This window comes from Aeromicrobium sp., assembly GCF_047607065.1.
Lineage (GTDB): Bacteria > Actinomycetota > Actinomycetes > Propionibacteriales > Nocardioidaceae > Aeromicrobium.
In genome coordinates this window covers 1-16170 of record NZ_JASGDU010000030.1, presented here as the reverse complement: position 1 = coordinate 16170, position 16170 = coordinate 1, and the positions used below count along the sequence as shown (strand labels likewise).

Sequence of the window (16170 nt, the reverse complement as noted above, 5' to 3'; positions counted from 1 at the left end):
TTCCCGCTGGCTGAGGTGCGAGGAGCTTGCGACGAGCCTCGAAGCCTGCCGTGGCTGGGTCCCTTCGGGGCTTTGGCCGCAGGCGGCCTACGCACCTCAGGGGCCGGGTTTCCCGCTGGCTGAGGTGCGAGGAGCTTGCGACGAGCCTCGAAGCCTGCCGTGGCTGGGTCCCTTCGGGGCTTCGGCTGCGGGCGGCCTACGCACCTCAGGGGCCGGGTCTGTCAGGCGGGCTGCTTCTCCTGGACGGCGGTGTGCCAGATGAAGTCGCCCTCGGGGACGCTGCGCAGGCGGCTCCAGTAGCGGAAGGTGAAGCCCGGCCAGATCGTCCGGTTCTTGCCCTGGGAGTCCAAGTACCAGCTCGTGCAGCCGCCCTGGCTCCACACGCCCTTGGACACCTTCTCCTGCAACTTGTCGTTGAACTCGCGCTGCGCCTGCGGCGTCGGCTCCACCGCGCCCGCGCGACGCCGGTCCATCTCGGCGAGCAGCTTGATGATCCACTTCGTCTGCTGCTCGATCATGAACACGACCGAGTTGTGCCCCAGGGCCGTGTTCGGCCCGAGCAGCATGAAGAAGTTCGGGAAGCGCGACACGGTGATGCCGTTGTAGGTCTCGATGCCGTGCTCGGCGAAGGTCTCCGACAGGTCGCGTCCGGCTTCGCCCTTGACCTTGACCCACTCGAAGGCGTCGGTCACATGGAAGCCGGTGCCGTAGATGATGACGTCGACCTCGCGGAAGTCGCCGTCCTTGGTGCGGATGCCGGTCGGCGTGATCTCGGCGATGCCGGTGTCGATCAGTGTCACGTTGTCGCGGTTGTAGACCGGAATGTAGTTGTCGGTCTTGAGCACCCGCTTGCAGCCCAGGCGGTAGTCCGGGATCAGTTTCTCGGCCGTCTCGGGGTCCGTGATGGTCTTGCGGATGTAGGCCGCGACCTTCTTCTCGATGATGCCGGTGATGTTCTGCATCGGGCCGGTGAAGCCCAACTGTGTGGACTCGTTGAACCAGTACAGCGCGTTGCGGTAGGCGCGGGTGCTGCCCGGCAGCTTGGAGATCAACGTCTTCTTCGCGCCGGTGATGTCGTGGTTCATCTTCGGGATGACCCACGGCGCGGTGCGCTGGTGGACGTCGAGCTGGGCGACCTCGGGCGCGATCTGCGGGATGAACTGGATCGCGCTCGCGCCCGTGCCGATCACCGCGACGCGCTTGCCGGCCAGATCGACGTCGTGGTCCCACTGCGCGGAGTGGAAGCGCGGGCCGGTGAACGTGTCGGCACCCAAGATGGCGGGGATGTTCGGGATGTGCAGGCCGCCGATGCCCGAGACCAGCACGCGGGCGTCGTAGGTCTCCTTGGTGGTGGTGACGGTCCAGCGCTGACGCTCCTCGTCCCAGGCGGCACCGGTCATCTCGGTGCCGAAGTCGATGACGTCGTAGAGGTCGTGCTTCTTCGCCACGGTGCGCATGTACTCCCAGATCTCGGCCTGGCCGGAGTACTCGCGCGACCAGTTCGGGTTGAGTTCGTAGGAGAACGAGTACATGTGGCTCTGGATGTCGCACTCGGCACCCGGATAGGTGTTGTCGCGCCACGTGCCGCCGACGTCGTCGGCCTTCTCCAGGACGATGAAATCGGTGCGGCCGGCTTCGCGGAGCTTCATGGCCATGCCCATGCCGGAGAAGCCGGTGCCGATGATGAGGATGTCGGTGCTGATCACGTTTCAGATACTATCGGTATCCGAATGGCCGGCCAAGGGGGTACGGCCTCGGTGTGAGGAGAGCGACGTGACCGTCGAGCCGGCGAGGATCACCCGGGCCGAGCGCCAGGCGCAGACTCGGGAGCGGCTGGTCGAGGTGGCGCGGGAGTTGTTCCTCGCCGACGGCTACGCCGCGACCACGCTCGACAAGGTCGCCGTCGCGGCGGGCTTCTCCAAGGGCGCGGTGTACTCGAACTTCTCCGGCAAGGAGGAGCTGTGCCTGGCGGTGCTCGACGACCTGCACGCCGAGCAGATCGAGGGCATCGTCGAGGCGTTCAGCGTCAAGGCCGACCTCGACGGTCGCATCGATGCCTTCGTGGAGTGGGCGCGCCGCAGCGTCGGCAGCCCCCGGTACACGGCGCTGGAGGTCGAGTTCGCCGCCGCCGCGCGGCACAGCCCGTTCGTCGCGCGCGAACTGGTCAAGCGGCACCGCGACATGCGCTCGGCCGCAGCGCAACTCATCGCGCGCATCGCCGAGCAGGAGGGCATGGAACTCGTGCTGACTCCCGAGGAGGCCGCGACCTCGCTGCTGAGCCTCGGCATCGGCATGGGGGCGATGCGGTCGCTGGATCACACGATTGACGTCGGCATCCTGGCGACCACCATGCGCTCCCTCGTCCGCTTCCGCCCCAAAGCCTGAGGGGGACCGCGCAGCGGGTTGGGTCGTTTCGAGGCTCGGCCGCGGGCGGCCTCGCACCTCAACGACCGGAAGCCACCGGGTCCTGAGGTGCTGCGACGAAGGAGCAGCCTCGAAGGGCGAAGGGACCCCAGAAGGCGTCAGTAGCCGCCGTTGTCCTTGAAGCGCTGGAAACTGGCCTCGATCTCGGCCTCGGCCTCGGCGCGGCCGACCCACTGCGAACCCTTCTCGACGAACTTGCCCGGCTCGAGGTCCTTGTAGGACTCGAAGAAGTGCTGGATCTCCGACAGGTCGAAGTCCGAGACGTCGTGAACGTCCGTCAAATGGGCCTGGCGCGGATCGCTCGCAGGCACGCACAGGATCTTGTCGTCGCCGCCGGCGTCGTCGGTCATCTTGAACATGCCGATCGCGCGGCACTCGATGACGCAGCCGGGGAAGGTCGGGAACGGCAGGATCACCAGCGCGTCGAGCGGGTCGCCGTCGTTGCCGAGGGAGTTGTCGATGAAGCCGTAGTCGGCCGGGTAGGTCATCGAGGTGAACAGCGTCCGGTCCAGTCGGATGCGGTGGGTCTCGTGGTCGAGCTCGTACTTGTTGCGCTCGCCCTTGGGAATCTCCACAGTGACGTCGAAGATCACATGTCCTCCTGGTGATGGCCCGCAGGAGTCGCTCACGGCGGGCGCTGAATCAATCGGTGGTCGCCCGCCCACGCGGCGTTCGACCGTCTCTATAGTCTGGCGCATGTGACATCGCAGAGCCAGGACCGGGTCGTGGCCTCGCCGACCCATCGACTTCGTCGTGCCCTGGTCTGGTCGAGCGCCCTGGCGCTGGCGATCATCGTCACGGTGGGTCTGGCGCTGCAGTACGAGCGTGGCTCGCTCAACGATTTCCTCTGCGAGGGTCCCTGCGGTCCGGCCTATGTCGCCTCGCCCGAGGGGTTGGAGGCCCCGGCGGCCGACGCGCCGGCGGTCTCGGCTGCGGCGGGCACGACGGCCGATCCCGAGGCGGTGACGGCGGCGGTCAACTCGGCGCTGAACCAGCCGGTGCTCGGGTCGCATGTCGGCGTGTCGGTGCGCCAACTCGACGGCGTCGAACTGGTGGCGACGTCGGCGGACTCCTTCATCCCGGCCTCCACGACGAAACTGCTGACCGGTTTCGCGGCGCTGACGACGCTCGATCCGGAACATCGTTTCGTCACCTCGACGGTGCTCGACGGGGATCGGCTGATCCTGGTCGGCGGAGGCGATCCGTTCCTGATGGCGACGCAGGACGACCGGGGTTTCGCCGCCCCCGCGACGCTGGAGACACTGGCTGCGCGCACTGCTGACGCTTTGCACGCCGAGGGCATACGCGCGGTCGACCTCGGCTACGACGACACGCTGTTCACTGGTCCGGCCGAGAACCCCACCTGGGAGCCGAGTTACGCCGAGCAGAATGTCGTCAGTCCGATCTCGGCGCTGTGGGTCGACCGAGGACAGATCGACGGCGTGCGCTCGGCGGAGCCTGCGGCGTCGGCAGCCGAGATCTTCGCCGGGCAGTTGGCGGCCGAGGGCATATCCGTGACACCGGTGGGGCGCACGTCGGCATCGGGGGACGCTACGCCGGTCGGCGAGGTGCGTGGCCCGACGGTCGCCCAGGCCGTCGAACGGGTGGAGTTGACCAGTGACAACGGCGGAGCCGAGGTTCTGGCGCGCCACGTCGCGCTCGCATCAGGGTCCGAGGCGAGTTTCGTCGGCGCGGTGGGGGCCGTCGAGCAGGCGCTGAGCAGTGCCGGGATCGACACCACCGGACTCGTCTTGCGCGACGGGAGCGGGTTGTCGCGCGAGAACCGCATCTCCCCGTCACTGTTGACGCGGGTGGCCGCTGCGGCGACGGTATCGATGCCGACATTGGTGGACGTGCTGCCGGTCGCGGGATTCTCCGGGTCGCTGGCTGACCGGTTCGCCGGCCTGGCCGGGCGCGGCATGGTGCGTGCCAAGACCGGATCGCTCAATCAGGTACACAGCCTGGCCGGGACGGTGACGACCGCCGACGGAGTGGTCCTGACGATGGCCGTGATGACCGATTCGGCCGATGCCGCGCAGCCGCTCGCCGGGCGGGCGGCCATCGATGCGCTGCTGGCGTCGCTGGCGTCCTGCACCTGCGCCCAGGGCTGACCCCGTACCGTGACGGCATGATCGACTGGCGAATCGCCCGAGCGACCGGAGCACGGCTGAGCGGCAGGGGGCCGGAGGCGAGTCCGGCGCAGGCCGCCGAGGCCGTCGCGGAGTTGCGCGAGGCCGCCGACCGTGCCTGCATCCCGGTGCGCGACTTCACCGGGATGCAGGCACCGATCGATGCCACGCCGGTCCTGGTCGTGGATCGTCCGCGCTGGATCGAGGCGAACACCGAGTCGTTCGCCGACCTGCTCGCGCCCGCCCTGGAGGCGATGCAGGCGCGCGCCGGCGCGACGGCCCGGCGGGTCGGGGGCGCGATCAGCGGCGCGGAGGTGGGCGCGGTGATGGCGCTGGTGTCGAGCCGCGTCCTGGGCCAGTTCGACCCGTTTTGGACCGGCCCCGACGGTGAGGCGGGCAGGCTGCTGCTGGTGGCACCCAACATCGTGCAGGCCGAGCGCAAGCTCGAGGTCGATCCGAGCGATTTCCGCCTGTGGGTGTGCCTGCACGAGGAGACCCACCGGGTGCAGTTCACATCGTCGCCGTGGCTGGCCGGGCATATGCGTTCCCTCATCGCGGAGTTCCTCGACGAGACCGACACCGACACCGTGGGCCAGATCACCGAGCAGGCGGGCAAGGCGTTGCGCGGCGAGATCGAGCTGTCGCTGGCGGAGCTGTTCCAGAGTCCGGCTCAGCGGCGGATCATCGAGCGGGCGACCGGTGTCATGTCGCTGCTGGAGGGGCATGCGGACGTGGTGATGGACGGTGTCGGCCCGGAGTTCGTGCCGAGCGTGCGCGAGATCCGCCGCAAGTTCACCCAGCGCCGCGAGTCGGCCGGGTTCCTGGACAAGATCGTGCGCAAGGTGCTCGGCATGGAAGGCAAGCTGCGGCAGTATCAGGAGGGCGCGGCCTTCGTGCGGGCGGTGATCGACGCGGTCGGGATGGAGGGCTTCAACGCCGTCTGGACGTCACCGGAGACGCTCCCCTCGCACGAGGAGATCCTCGACCCCTCCCTCTGGCTCACCCGCGTTGCCCCCTGACCGTCCGTAGGTTTCCCACGAGACCGTCGAAAACCTGCACTGTTCCGCAGGCGGCGGTGTATCAGATAGTCCTTTTGGGCTATTCCTATCGTTCGCGATCTACGCGAGTATTTCTCAGCAAGCGACGAGTCTGGAGGAAAGCGATGTTTCTGAAGTTTCTCTTGAGTCGCCTGAACTGGCATCTATTTTTAGTTGTGAGTTTGGTTGCCGTAGTGAGTTTGTTTCCTGAAGGCGCCTGGGCGCGAGACGGCGCTTTCGAGGACGCTTCCTCGGCAACTGGATTGGGTAATTCTGGTAAGGCTCCGCGGTGCTTGACTGAGAGCGACCCTGAGAAGTTGTGCTTGGCGGCAGCGGTGTTGAGTCCCACCCCGAATCTCAATCTTACTGAAGAAGAGATCGCCATTGCTGCAGTTGGCCAGGCGATAGAGAACGGTCAGGAAGAGGTCGCTTCAGATTTCGTTGAAGCTCAAGGAGAGGGATTCTCGCAAGAGACTCAAGACACGCTGGGAGAGTTTGTTGAGGATGGTTTGCCTTTGAACTCCGAAGACGATCCAAGAGTTCACCCTGACAAAGATTTTGAGACATCTGCTCTCGACGGGTCGGGATTATCTCCGATTTCGAGTCTACAAGGTCCATCGCACCTTGGGCATGCGAGTAATGCTTCAATGTCGATTTACTTCGACCCGGGAACCGCTAAGGTGCATGCGTTCTCGGAGAAGACGACCGGGTATGTGACCTGGGCTTGTACATGTGGAGGGAATGCGGCTCAGGTGCGTCTTGCCGAGACTACGAACCTGCATGGATGGGAGATCGCGCACTACCGAGAGTTCCGGGTGATTATCGGACCTCGAGTCGATCTGGTATCAACATCCTGTCGTATCCGCTATGACAGAAGGGCGGCACCCGATTCGACTGTGTATAATTGGTCCTCGTGCCATAACTCTTACAATTCGAGCGGTTCTTCCTATATGCCGTCCGGCAACAAGCGTTTCACGGGAACCAGAGGTGCGGAGTACTACAGCAATTGGGTAGGTGATGTTGACCCTCTAGGGCCACTTGGCAAAAAGCCATTCGACTTGCGGGGAACATCTTGGAAGTACCCGAGCGGTGGCGGAACACCTTCATTTTGACGAGGGCAGGGCAGGTATGAATGACGAGGCGGAGCGGCTGCGCGAGACGCTGGCCTATTGGGAGGGGATCGAGCAAGCCGTCACTGGTTGGGATCGGCTGTCCGCGGTCATCCGGGCCTGCCGTGACCGCGAGGACGCGGTCGATCAGGTGGCCAGGGTCTTCGGTGTCTCCGAGACGCAGGCCCTCATCATGGTCGACGTCCAGGTCGGTCGGCTGACCACGGACACGCTGGTCATGGTGCGCGAGCAGCTGGCGCAATGCCGGGATCGCCTGCGGTCCTTCGACGATTCCGCGTGATGTCATCCGCGCCCTCTGGCTCACCCGCGTTGCCCCCTGACCGTCCGTAGGTTTCCCACGAGACCGTCGCAATCCCGCGTCGAGCGCACGAAGTTTCGTGTTGTTGATGCGTGAATCGAGCGGTCTCGTGGGAAACTGCGCCCGTGGGCAGGCTAGAACCGGCGGTGGCGGCGGGACGCCGGGCCGTGCGCGAAAACCTCGTGGAGGTGGCGCCGGGGCAGGCGGTGATCGCCGGGGTCTCCGGGGGAGCGGACTCGCTCGCACTGGCCGCGACGCTGGCCTTCGTCGGGCCGCGCGCCGGATGGGACGTGCGCGTTGTCGTCGTGGACCACCGCCTGCAAGACGGCTCCGGCGAGGTCGCCGCCACGGCAGCGCGCCAATGCCGCGACCTTGGGCTGGCCGCTGAGGTGGTCGCCGTCGAGGTGGGCCAGAGCGGCGGTCCCGAGGCCGCCGCCCGCGCCGCCCGCCTCCAGGCCCTGCACGAAGCGGCGCACCGACACGATGCCGCCGCGATCTGTCTCGCCCACACCCTCGACGATCAGGCCGAGACCGTCCTGCTCGGCCTCGGCCGCGGCTCCGGACCCCGTTCCATCGCGGCGATGGCGCCCCGCTCGGGCCTGCTGCACCGCCCTTTCCTGGGCCTGCGCCGCCGTGACACCCTCGCCATCTGCGCTGCCCACGACCTCGCTCCCTGGGACGACCCGCACAACACCGACCCCGCCTACCGCCGCGTCCGGGTACGCCGCGAACTGCTGCCGCTGGCCGAGGACGTGCTCGGCGGCGGGGTCGCCGAAGCGCTGGCCCGCACCGCCGGGCAGGTCGCCCGCGACCTCGACCTGCTCGACGCCCTCACCGACGACTGGCTCGCGGCGCACCCCGATCCGGACCGCGTCGCCGATCTCGCCGCCCAGCATCCGGCGATCCGCAGCCGCGTCCTGCGCCGCCTCGCCCTCGCTGCGGGAGCGGCGTCCGGCGAGCTCGCCCAAGGCCACATCGACGCCCTCGGCTCGCTGCTCGACAACCCTCGCGGCGGACGCCGGGTGGAACTGCCCGGAGGCCTCACCTGCACCCGCGAGGGTGATCGCCTGATCTTCGCTCCGACCCCTGTGGCACGCTAAGGCGCGTGGACCGCGCACATATCGAAGCCGATCTCGACCCGTCTCAGACGCTCTTCACCGAGGAGCAGATCCAGACTCGCCTGCAGGACATGGCCCGGCAGATCGAGGCCGACTACGCCGGCCGTGACGTGCTGCTGGTCGGGGTCCTCAAGGGTGCCGTCATGGTCATGGCCGACCTGGCCCGTGCGCTCGACCGGCACGTCGAGATGGACTGGATGGCGGTCTCGTCCTACGGGTCGGGCACCAAGAGCAGCGGCGTCGTCCGCATCCTCAAGGACCTCGACGCCGACATCAGCGGCCGAGACGTGCTGATCGTCGAGGACATCATCGACACCGGCCTGACCCTGTCGTGGCTGGTGGCGAACCTGAAATCGCGCAAGCCGTCCTCGGTGGAGATTGCCACGCTGCTGCGCAAGCCCGACGCGGTGCAGATGGAGGTCGACGTCAAGTACGTCGGTTTCGACATCCCCAACGCCTTCGTCGTGGGCTACGGACTCGACTACGCCGAGCGCTACCGCAACCTGCGCTGCATCGGAACGCTCGCCGAGCACGTCTATCGCTGACCAGACGGCGTGTAGGTTTTGCCTACCGCCTGTTCGCCGATGAGTAAAGGATGGGCTGACGCCCCGGTGTTATGAACGTCAAGAAGATTGTCCAGGGGCCGTGGCTGTGGATCGTTCTGGTCGCCATCGTCGTCTTCGCGGTGCTGCAATTCTCCTCGACCTCAGGTGGCGAGCGTGAGGTGCAGACCTCGACGATGGTCAAGTACTTGGAGGCCGACAAGGTCGAGAAGGTCACCTTCGTCGAGGGCGAGCAGGAGATTCGCGCGACCCTCAAGGAGGGCGACGAGAAGGTCCGCGCGACCTGGCTCGGCGACCAGGGTTCGCGTCTGGTCGAGGCGGCCGAGGCGGCCGTGGCCGACAAGAAGCTCAAGAGTTTCGACGTCGAGAACCCGCAGCCGGGCTGGCTCAGCAGCCTGTTCAGCGTGCTGCTGCCGATGCTGCTGTTCGTCGGCATTTTCCTGTTCTTGATGAGCCGGATGCAGGGCGGCGGCGGTCGCGTCATGCAGTTCGGCAAGTCGCGGGCCAAACTCATCAGCAAGGACACCCCGCAGACCACCTTCGCCGATGTCGCCGGCTGTGACGAGGCCATCGAGGAGCTCGGCGAGATCAAGGAGTTCCTCTCCGAGCCGGCCAAGTTCCAGGCCGTCGGTGCGAAGATCCCCAAGGGCGTGCTGCTGTACGGCCCGCCCGGTACCGGCAAGACACTGCTGGCCCGCGCGGTCGCCGGCGAGGCGGGGGTGCCGTTCTACTCGATCTCCGGCTCGGATTTCGTGGAGATGTTCGTCGGCGTCGGCGCGAGCCGGGTGCGTGACCTGTTCGATCAGGCCAAGGCCAACGCGCCGGCCATCGTCTTCATCGACGAGATCGACGCGGTCGGCCGCCATCGCGGCACCGGCATGGGCGGCGGTCACGACGAGCGCGAGCAGACCCTCAACCAGTTGCTCGTCGAGATGGACGGCTTCGACGTGCGCGGCGGGGTCATCCTCATCGCGGCCACGAACCGGCCTGACGTGCTCGATCCGGCGCTGCTGCGCCCGGGCCGCTTCGACCGGCAGATCGGCGTCGAGGCGCCCGATCTCAAGGGCCGCGAGACGATCCTCAAGGTCCACGCCCGTGGCAAGCCCATCGGCCCGGACGTCGACCTGGCCAGTGTCGCGAAGCGCACGCCGGGCTTCAGCGGTGCCGACCTGGCCAACGTGCTCAACGAGGCTGCGCTGTTGACCGCGCGCACCAACCAGAAGGTCATCACCAACGCGGCTCTGGACGAGGCTATTGATCGCGTGATGGCCGGCCCGCAGAAGCGCACCCGCCTGATGAACGAGCACGAGCGGCTGGTGACGGCCTATCACGAGGGCGGTCACGCGCTCGTGGCTGCGGCGCTCCCGCAGAGCGACCCGGTCCACAAGATCACGATCCTGCCGCGCGGCCGGGCGCTGGGCTACACGATGGTCCTGCCCGATGAAGACAAGTACAGCCAGACGCGCGCGGAGTTGCAGGACAAACTGGCCTACATGCTCGGCGGCCGTGCGGCCGAGGAGTTGGTTTTCCACAACCCGACGACGGGGGCGGGCAACGACATCGAGAAGGCCACCGGCCTGGCTCGTGCGATGGTCACCCAGTACGGCATGAGCGAGCGGTTGGGCGCGGTCAAGTACGGCAGCGACAACAGCCAGCCCTTCCTCGGTGCCGGGATCACCGGTCATTCGCGCGACTACTCCGAGTCGGTCGCCGGGATCGTCGACGAGGAGGTCGGCGCGCTGATCGCTGCGGCCCATCAGGAGGCCTTCGACATTCTCGACGAGAACCGTGACGTGCTCGACGCCCTGGTGGTGGAGCTGATGGAGAAGGAGACCCTCGACAAGGCCGAGGTTGCCCGTATCTTCGAGCCGCTGCGCCGCCGCGAGGTGCGTCCGCCGTGGACCGGATCGGACACCCGCCGCCCGTCGGCGACGCCGCCGGTCGTCATCGAGGCCGTCGATCAGGCACCGGTGGCGGAGACCGACTGACATGCCCATCGACCAGCCGCGGGCCGAGGCCGCCGTCCGGGAGTTGCTGTTCGCCATCGGCGAGGACCCGGACCGCGACGGCCTGCGCGACACCCCGGCGCGGGTCGCCCGGTCGTACACCGAGTTGGTCGCAGGCCTCGACCAGGACGCGACTGAAGTTCTGACCGCGACCTTCGACGTCGGCCACGACGAGTTGGTCCTGGTCAAGGACATCGAACTGTGGAGCCTGTGCGAGCACCACCTGGTGCCGTTCTTCGGGGTGGCGCACGTGGGCTACATCCCGGCGGTCGAGGGCAGCGTCACGGGCCTGTCGAAGCTGGCGCGGCTGGTCGACGTGTTCGCGCGGCGTCCGCAGGTGCAGGAGCGCCTGACCACGCAGATCGCCGATGCGCTGACCGAGGTGCTCAACCCGCGCGGCGTGATCGTCGTCATCGAGGCCGAACACCTGTGCATGGCGATGCGCGGGGTGCGCAAGGGCGGTGCCAAGACCGTGACCAGCGCCGTGCGCGGCCAGCTGCGCGAGGCGGCGACGCGAGCCGAGGCGATGGGCCTCATCACGGGATCGTGACCGCCTCCCGGCCCGCCTCGCTGCCCGGCCTGGCTGGTGTGCCGAGCGCCGGGCGGACCCTCGTCATGGGCGTCGTCAATGTCACGCCGGACTCGTTCTCCGACGGTGGGCGCTGGCTGTCGGCCGAGGCGGCGCTCGAACGCGGTCGCCAGCTGGTCGCAGGCGGTGCCGATCTGGTCGACGTGGGCGGGGAGTCCACCCGTCCGGGGGCGCTACGGGTGGACGAGGCGGCGGAACTGGCGCGGGTCGTTCCGGTCGTGCGGGCCTTGGCCGCCGAGGGCGTTGCGGTCTCGGTCGACACGATGCGCGCGCGGGTCGCCGCTGCGGCTTTGGAGGCCGGTGCGGTGCTCGTCAACGACGTCTCCGGGGGGCGGGCCGATCCCGACATGCTCGCGGTGGTGGCCCAGGCCGGCGCGCCGTTCGTCGTCATGCACTGGCGCGCGCACTCTGCGGCGATGCAGCAGGCCGATCACACCCGGTACGACGATGTGGTGGCCGAGGTCAGGGCTGAGCTGGGGGCGCAGGTCGACGCAGCGTTGGCGGCCGGCATCGCCGCCGACCGGGTGGTCGTCGATCCGGGGCTGGGATTTTCCAAGACCGGCGCGCAGAACTGGGAGGTGCTCGCCGGCCTCGACAGCTTCGCCTCCCTCGGCTATCCGCTGCTCGTGGCGGCCAGCCGCAAGCGTTTCCTCGGCGAGTTGCTGGCCGACACCGACGGCACGCTGCGGCCGGCCGACGGCCGCGACGACGCCAGCGCCGCGCTCTCGACGCTCGCTGCAGCGTCCGGGGCGTGGGCCGTGCGGGTCCACGAGGCACGGCCCTCAGCCGACGCCGTCCGCGTCGTGGCCCGCCTGGCCGAGGAGGGGGTCCCTGAGGCGCGAGCTGGCGAGTGGGGGCACCTCCCGCTTGCGGGGGATCGAAGGGACCTGGTCGAGGACTCTCGGTCAGAGTCGTTTCGAGGCTCCTCGTTCCTCGTCGCACCTCAACGACCGAGGCCGGGAGGTGCGCCGTGAGCACCGACATCCTGGCGGTGCACCGCAGTTTCTACGAGGCCGTCGAGTCCGGTGACGTCGATCTGATGGCGGCACTGTGGGTCGACCGTGCCGATACGTCCTGCGCCCACCCCGGCACCGTCGCGGTCCGGGGCACGCCGGCGATCTTGCGGTCCTGGACGATGGTGATGGCCCAGGCCGGCTACCTGCAGTTCTTCTTGACCGACGTCCACGCGGCCTTCGCCGCAGACGGTGCCGTGGGCGTCGTCTCGTGTACCGAGAACATCCTGTCCGGCCTGGAGAATACGACGAATTTCGTCGGCGGCCGCGTCGCCAGTACGAGCGTCCTGGTGCTGCGCAACCGGCGCTGGCAATTCCACAGCCGCCACGCCTCACCCGTCATCGACTTCGAGGAAGAGGGGGACTGACATGGGCTGCCCCGACGGCCTGGACCGGATCGAGTTGACCGGACTGCGCGGATTCGGCCACCACGGCGTCTTCGGCCACGAGCGCCGTGACGGTCAGGAGTTTGCTGTTGATGTCGTGCTCGGCCTGGACCTGACTGCGGCCGGGCGCAGCGACGACCTGGCCGCAACCGTCGACTACGGCGGACTCGCCGACGCTCTTCACGCCATTCTCACCGGCCCGCCGATGGACCTCATTGAGTCAGTGGCCCTACGTATGGTGGACTTGTGCCTGACGGACGCCCGCGTGCAGTGGGCCGGTGTCACGGTGCATAAGCCCCATGCGCCCATCACGCCCACGTTCACCGACGTGGCCGTCACGATAGAGCGGAGCAGACAGTGACCGAATCGCCCACCCCCTACGAGTTGGACGCGGACACCATGACCGGTGGGATGCGTCCTATCCGCCAGGCCGTCATCGCCATCGGCTCGAACCTGGGCGAGCGCCATGTGCGTTTGCAGGGTGCCGTCTCGGCCTTGGAAGACACCCCCGAGGTGCAGATCGTCGCGATCTCCTCGGTGTACGAGACCGAGCCGGTCGGCGCGCCGGACGGATCGGGCAAGTTCCTCAATGCCGTGGTCCTCATCGACACCACCTTGACGGTCCACACGCTGCTGGATCGCGCCCTGGCCATCGAGGATGCCTTCGGCCGGGAGCGCTCTGGTCCGAACGCCCCGCGCACGCTCGATGTCGACCTCATCGTCGTCGGTGACCGGGTCGCCGACGACGAGCAACTCACGTTGCCCCACCCGCGGGCGCACGAGCGCGGCTTCGTGCTGGTGCCGTGGCTGGAGATCGACGCCGAGGGCCATATTCCGGGTCACGGCTTCGTCGCCGACCTGATCGGCGGCGTCGACACCAGCGGCATCGTCAAGCGCGAGGATCTCGAGATCCTGCTCTGAGTCCTCGGCGATGACGAGCGGCCCGCAGCGGCCCCCGCAGGTTCAGGTGCCACCGACGTCGGTGCGCCTGCTGGCGGTTGTGTTGTGCCTCGGGCTGGCTCTCGGTGCGCTCGTCCCGGCGGTGGTGCGTCGCCTCGGTGGTGAGGTGCCGGTGCTGTCGTGGGCACCGATGTGGCTGCTGCTGGCGGCGTCGGTCACGGTGGGCGTCCTGGCGCGCGTGGTCTGGCGCGCGGTGCATCAGGATCACCAGCGGGTGACCGCCGACCGGGCGCTGTTCCACCTCGTGCTGGCCCGTGCGTCGTCACGGGTCGGGATGGGCTTGGCGGGCGCTTACGGCGGTTTCGCCCTGGCGTATCTGCGGGTCGTCGAGACCGCCCACGGGCGCGACCGTGTGGTGCACGGTGTGGCGGCGGGCCTGGCGGCCCTGCTGCTGGCGGCGGCGGGGCTGTTGCTGGAGCGCGCGTGCCGGCTTCCGGCCAATGGCGATGACGGCGAGTCCGGACCGTCCGCCAAGGCTGTCCGCCCCACCCCTGCCTGACGGCGCTGCTCGGGGTGATGCCGCTCACCTTGGCCGCGAGGTGGTTTGGGCGACAGTGTGGACGGGATACAATCAGGAGATTTTATTTGTATCTTTGGAGACAACCGTGATCAAGAAGACCGTAGTGACGGCCGTGGCCCTGGCCTTCGGCGTCGGTGGCGCTGTGACCGTCATGGCACCGGCTCAGGCGTCGTCGTCCATCCCCATGACGGTGACCGACCGCAGCGACGATCCGCCGAACGGCGGTGCCGGTCCGGTGGAGGCGGACTTGGAGGCTGGCGATCCTCAGGATTTCTGGGACGGCACCGGTTCCTTCCGGATCAACAACTACGGCGAGACGAGCAGCAGCGGTCGGCACCGCTCGCTCTATGGCACGGTGGGTGTCACCGGTTCGTGCCCCGACGGCCAGGTGCATATCGAGGCTGCGGCGGTTTTCGAAAACCTCGGCCCTGGCTCGGGCGTGTGGTACACCGGTGGCTTCAACGTCATCTCCGCCGACGGCGTGACGACCTATCCGGGCGCGACCGGTACGACCATCGACAGCCGGTACGGCGGCGGTGCGGGCGTCGGTGACCACGACGTCAGTCTCTCTGTCACGGTGCCGCTGTCGGAGGTTCAGGCCGAGAACGTCGTTTTGCAGGCGACCGTCGAGGTCGGTCATAACGCTCAGTTGAAGGACTGGCTGCTCAAGGAGTTCACCAGCACCGCCACGCTGCTGTGCCCGCCGGACGCTGCCGACGACACGGTCGTCGGCGTGGGCACGGGTCCCTTCGAGGTCTCCCCGCTCGACAACGACACCGCCGAGACGGCGACGACCGACACTCCGGCGACGCTGACGACCTCCTCGCTGCGCGTCTGGGACGGCGACTCCTGGGAGACCAGCGCCACGATCGCCGGCCAGGGCACCTGGACCGTCGATACCGCCACCGGCACGGTGCAGTTCACCCCGGAGGAGGGCTTCACCGGCGATGCGACCATCGAATACCAGGTGAGCAACAGCGACGGCGTCTCCAGCACCGCCGACATGACCGTGACGATCCCGGGCGAGGGAGCCGACGACGAGGTCATCGCCCCCCCCCGGAACGGCGATCACCTTCGATCCGCTGGATAACGACGAGATCACCGATGCCGATCCGACGACGCTACGCCTGATCGACCCCGACACGGGCGAACTCGTCACGACGGTTACGGGTTCGTGGGGTTCGTACACCGTCGACACCGAGACCGGCGAGATCACCTTCACGCCGGCCCCGGGCTACTCCGGCACCGTGCCGACGGTGACCTATTACGTCGAGGACGAAGACGGCACGCCGTACCAGGCCGACCTGGTTGGCGTGGTCGCCGCGCAGGCCACCGACGATGAAGCCACCGGCTCCGGCACGGTGACCTTCGACCCGTTGGCCAACGACGAAGTGCCGTCGGGAGTGACTCTCGATCCGTCCACGGTGCGCCTGTTCGACTCGTCGACCGGGCAGTGGGTGACCGAACTAGTGGTCGAGCAAGGCCGCTGGACGGTCGACGTGACGACGGGCCTGGTTACCTTCACCCCGGCCGACGGTTTCACGGGCGAGGTCCCGGCGGTCTGGTACCGGGTGACGGGATCGGACGGGGTGGTGTACTCGGCGCAGTTGATCGCCGAGGTCACGGCTTCGGCTGCAGGCGTTCTGCCGGTGACCGGTGGCACCGCCGCCCTGGCGGGCCTGTTCGGCGCGATGCTGCTGCTCGGTCTCGGCACGTTGGTGCTGCGCTACCGCCGCCGCAGTTCGCTCGCCTGAGAGCCTTCGCAGAAAGGCCGACCCTGGGCTTGAGGTCTGCCCTTCGAGGCTCGGCCGCAAGCTCCGCGCACCTCAGGGAACGGGATGTCTGGTCCCTGAGGTGTGAGCGAGGAACGAGCGAGCCTCGAAGGGCGAAGCCTGCCAAGGCTGGGTCATTTCGAGGCTCGCAAGCTCGCACCTCAATGACCGGCTCCGCCTATCTGCGGAATATCGAAGGGCCGCGCAGCGTGACGGGAGTCACGC

At 67.9% G+C, this 16170-nt stretch carries 18 protein-coding genes and 1 pseudogene; 17 read left to right on the top strand and 2 right to left on the bottom strand.

Annotated elements, in window-relative coordinates:
* Positions 1–221: 221 nt before the first annotated feature.
* On the bottom strand, positions 222–1706 hold the full coding sequence (locus QM597_RS04485) for a flavin-containing monooxygenase (protein ID WP_415003675.1): 1485 nt from the start codon (positions 1704–1706) through the stop codon (positions 222–224).
* A gap of 67 nt (positions 1707–1773) precedes the next feature.
* Between QM597_RS04485 and QM597_RS04480 the strand changes: the two genes are divergently transcribed.
* Positions 1774–2385, top strand: a complete 612-nt coding sequence (locus QM597_RS04480) for a TetR/AcrR family transcriptional regulator (RefSeq protein ID WP_415003674.1) — start codon at positions 1774–1776, stop codon at positions 2383–2385.
* Positions 2386–2522: 137 nt separating this feature from the next.
* Here the strand turns inward: QM597_RS04480 and QM597_RS04475 are convergent, their stop codons facing one another.
* A complete protein-coding gene (locus tag QM597_RS04475; protein ID WP_415003673.1) occupies positions 2523–3017 on the bottom strand; it encodes an inorganic diphosphatase in 495 nt (164 codons plus the stop codon).
* Positions 3018–3122: 105 nt separating this feature from the next.
* Here QM597_RS04475 and dacB point away from each other — a divergent pair, with 105 nt between their 5' ends.
* The 16 genes and pseudogenes from dacB to QM597_RS04395 all read left to right on the top strand — a co-directional run bounded on the left by dacB (position 3123) and on the right by QM597_RS04395 (position 15927).
* Positions 3123–4535 (top strand): D-alanyl-D-alanine carboxypeptidase/D-alanyl-D-alanine-endopeptidase, encoded by a 1413-nt coding sequence (dacB, locus tag QM597_RS04470; protein ID WP_415003672.1) that lies wholly within the window; start codon positions 3123–3125, stop codon positions 4533–4535.
* A 17-nt stretch (positions 4536–4552) separates the two neighbouring features.
* Entirely contained in the window at positions 4553–5572 is a 1020-nt protein-coding gene (locus QM597_RS04465) for a zinc-dependent metalloprotease (protein WP_415003671.1), read from the top strand.
* 143 nt (positions 5573–5715) lie between these two features.
* Entirely contained in the window at positions 5716–6702 is a 987-nt protein-coding gene (locus tag QM597_RS04460; RefSeq protein WP_415003670.1) for a hypothetical protein, read from the top strand.
* Between the two features lie 16 nt (positions 6703–6718).
* Positions 6719–7000, top strand: coding sequence for a hypothetical protein (locus QM597_RS04455; protein WP_415003669.1), 282 nt, complete (start codon positions 6719–6721; stop codon positions 6998–7000).
* A gap of 143 nt (positions 7001–7143) precedes the next feature.
* Positions 7144–8118 carry a tRNA lysidine(34) synthetase TilS gene (gene tilS / locus QM597_RS04450; protein ID WP_415003668.1) on the top strand — a complete coding sequence of 325 codons (975 nt, stop codon included), beginning with the start codon at positions 7144–7146 and terminating at the stop codon, positions 8116–8118.
* Between the two features lie 5 nt (positions 8119–8123).
* Positions 8124–8681, top strand: a complete 558-nt coding sequence (gene hpt, locus QM597_RS04445; RefSeq protein ID WP_415003667.1) for a hypoxanthine phosphoribosyltransferase — start codon at positions 8124–8126, stop codon at positions 8679–8681.
* Positions 8682–8752: 71 nt separating this feature from the next.
* On the top strand, positions 8753–10687 hold the full coding sequence (gene ftsH, locus QM597_RS04440) for an ATP-dependent zinc metalloprotease FtsH (RefSeq protein ID WP_415003666.1): 1935 nt from the start codon (positions 8753–8755) through the stop codon (positions 10685–10687).
* 1 nt (position 10688) lies between these two features.
* Complete coding sequence (folE, locus tag QM597_RS04435; protein WP_415003665.1) at positions 10689–11255, top strand: GTP cyclohydrolase I FolE; 567 nt, start codon at positions 10689–10691, stop codon at positions 11253–11255.
* The gene (gene folP, locus QM597_RS04430; protein ID WP_415003664.1) at positions 11252–12268 is read left to right on the top strand and encodes a dihydropteroate synthase; all 1017 of its coding nucleotides are present in this window, start codon (positions 11252–11254) and stop codon (positions 12266–12268) included. The genes folE and folP overlap by 4 nt, the downstream gene beginning before the upstream one ends.
* On the top strand, positions 12265–12675 hold the full coding sequence (locus tag QM597_RS04425; RefSeq protein WP_415003663.1) for a nuclear transport factor 2 family protein: 411 nt from the start codon (positions 12265–12267) through the stop codon (positions 12673–12675). The genes folP and QM597_RS04425 overlap by 4 nt, the downstream gene beginning before the upstream one ends.
* Before the next feature lies 1 nt (position 12676).
* Positions 12677–13054, top strand: a complete 378-nt coding sequence (gene folB, locus QM597_RS04420; RefSeq protein WP_415003662.1) for a dihydroneopterin aldolase — start codon at positions 12677–12679, stop codon at positions 13052–13054.
* Positions 13051–13614 carry a 2-amino-4-hydroxy-6-hydroxymethyldihydropteridine diphosphokinase gene (folK, locus tag QM597_RS04415; protein WP_415003661.1) on the top strand — a complete coding sequence of 188 codons (564 nt, stop codon included), beginning with the start codon at positions 13051–13053 and terminating at the stop codon, positions 13612–13614. Before folB ends, folK begins: the two co-directional genes overlap by 4 nt.
* A 10-nt stretch (positions 13615–13624) precedes the next feature.
* Complete coding sequence (locus QM597_RS04410) at positions 13625–14152, top strand: DUF3180 family protein (RefSeq protein ID WP_415003660.1); 528 nt, start codon at positions 13625–13627, stop codon at positions 14150–14152.
* A gap of 106 nt (positions 14153–14258) precedes the next feature.
* On the top strand, positions 14259–15263 hold the full coding sequence (locus QM597_RS04405; RefSeq protein WP_415003659.1) for an Ig-like domain-containing protein: 1005 nt from the start codon (positions 14259–14261) through the stop codon (positions 15261–15263).
* Positions 15241–15420: pseudogene (locus QM597_RS04400) on the top strand (hypothetical protein); the annotation flags it as partial. The gene QM597_RS04405 and the pseudogene QM597_RS04400, both read left to right, overlap by 23 nt.
* A complete protein-coding gene (locus QM597_RS04395) occupies positions 15421–15927 on the top strand; it encodes an LPXTG cell wall anchor domain-containing protein (RefSeq protein ID WP_415003658.1) in 507 nt (168 codons plus the stop codon).
* The last annotated feature ends 243 nt before the right edge of the window (positions 15928–16170 follow it).

Excerpts from the sequence above, each read along its gene's own strand:
- QM597_RS04465 (WP_415003671.1), top strand. The coding sequence starts at position 4,553 with ATGATCGACTGGCGAATCGCCCGAGCGACCGGAGCACGGCTGAGCGGC.
- QM597_RS04460 (WP_415003670.1), top strand. The coding sequence starts at position 5,716 with ATGTTTCTGAAGTTTCTCTTGAGTCGCCTGAACTGGCATCTATTTTTA.
- QM597_RS04455 (WP_415003669.1), top strand. The coding sequence starts at position 6,719 with ATGAATGACGAGGCGGAGCGGCTGCGCGAGACGCTGGCCTATTGGGAG.
- ftsH (WP_415003666.1), top strand. The coding sequence starts at position 8,753 with ATGAACGTCAAGAAGATTGTCCAGGGGCCGTGGCTGTGGATCGTTCTG.
- folE (WP_415003665.1), top strand. The coding sequence starts at position 10,689 with ATGCCCATCGACCAGCCGCGGGCCGAGGCCGCCGTCCGGGAGTTGCTG.
- folB (WP_415003662.1), top strand. The coding sequence starts at position 12,677 with ATGGGCTGCCCCGACGGCCTGGACCGGATCGAGTTGACCGGACTGCGC.
- QM597_RS04410 (WP_415003660.1), top strand. The coding sequence starts at position 13,625 with ATGACGAGCGGCCCGCAGCGGCCCCCGCAGGTTCAGGTGCCACCGACG.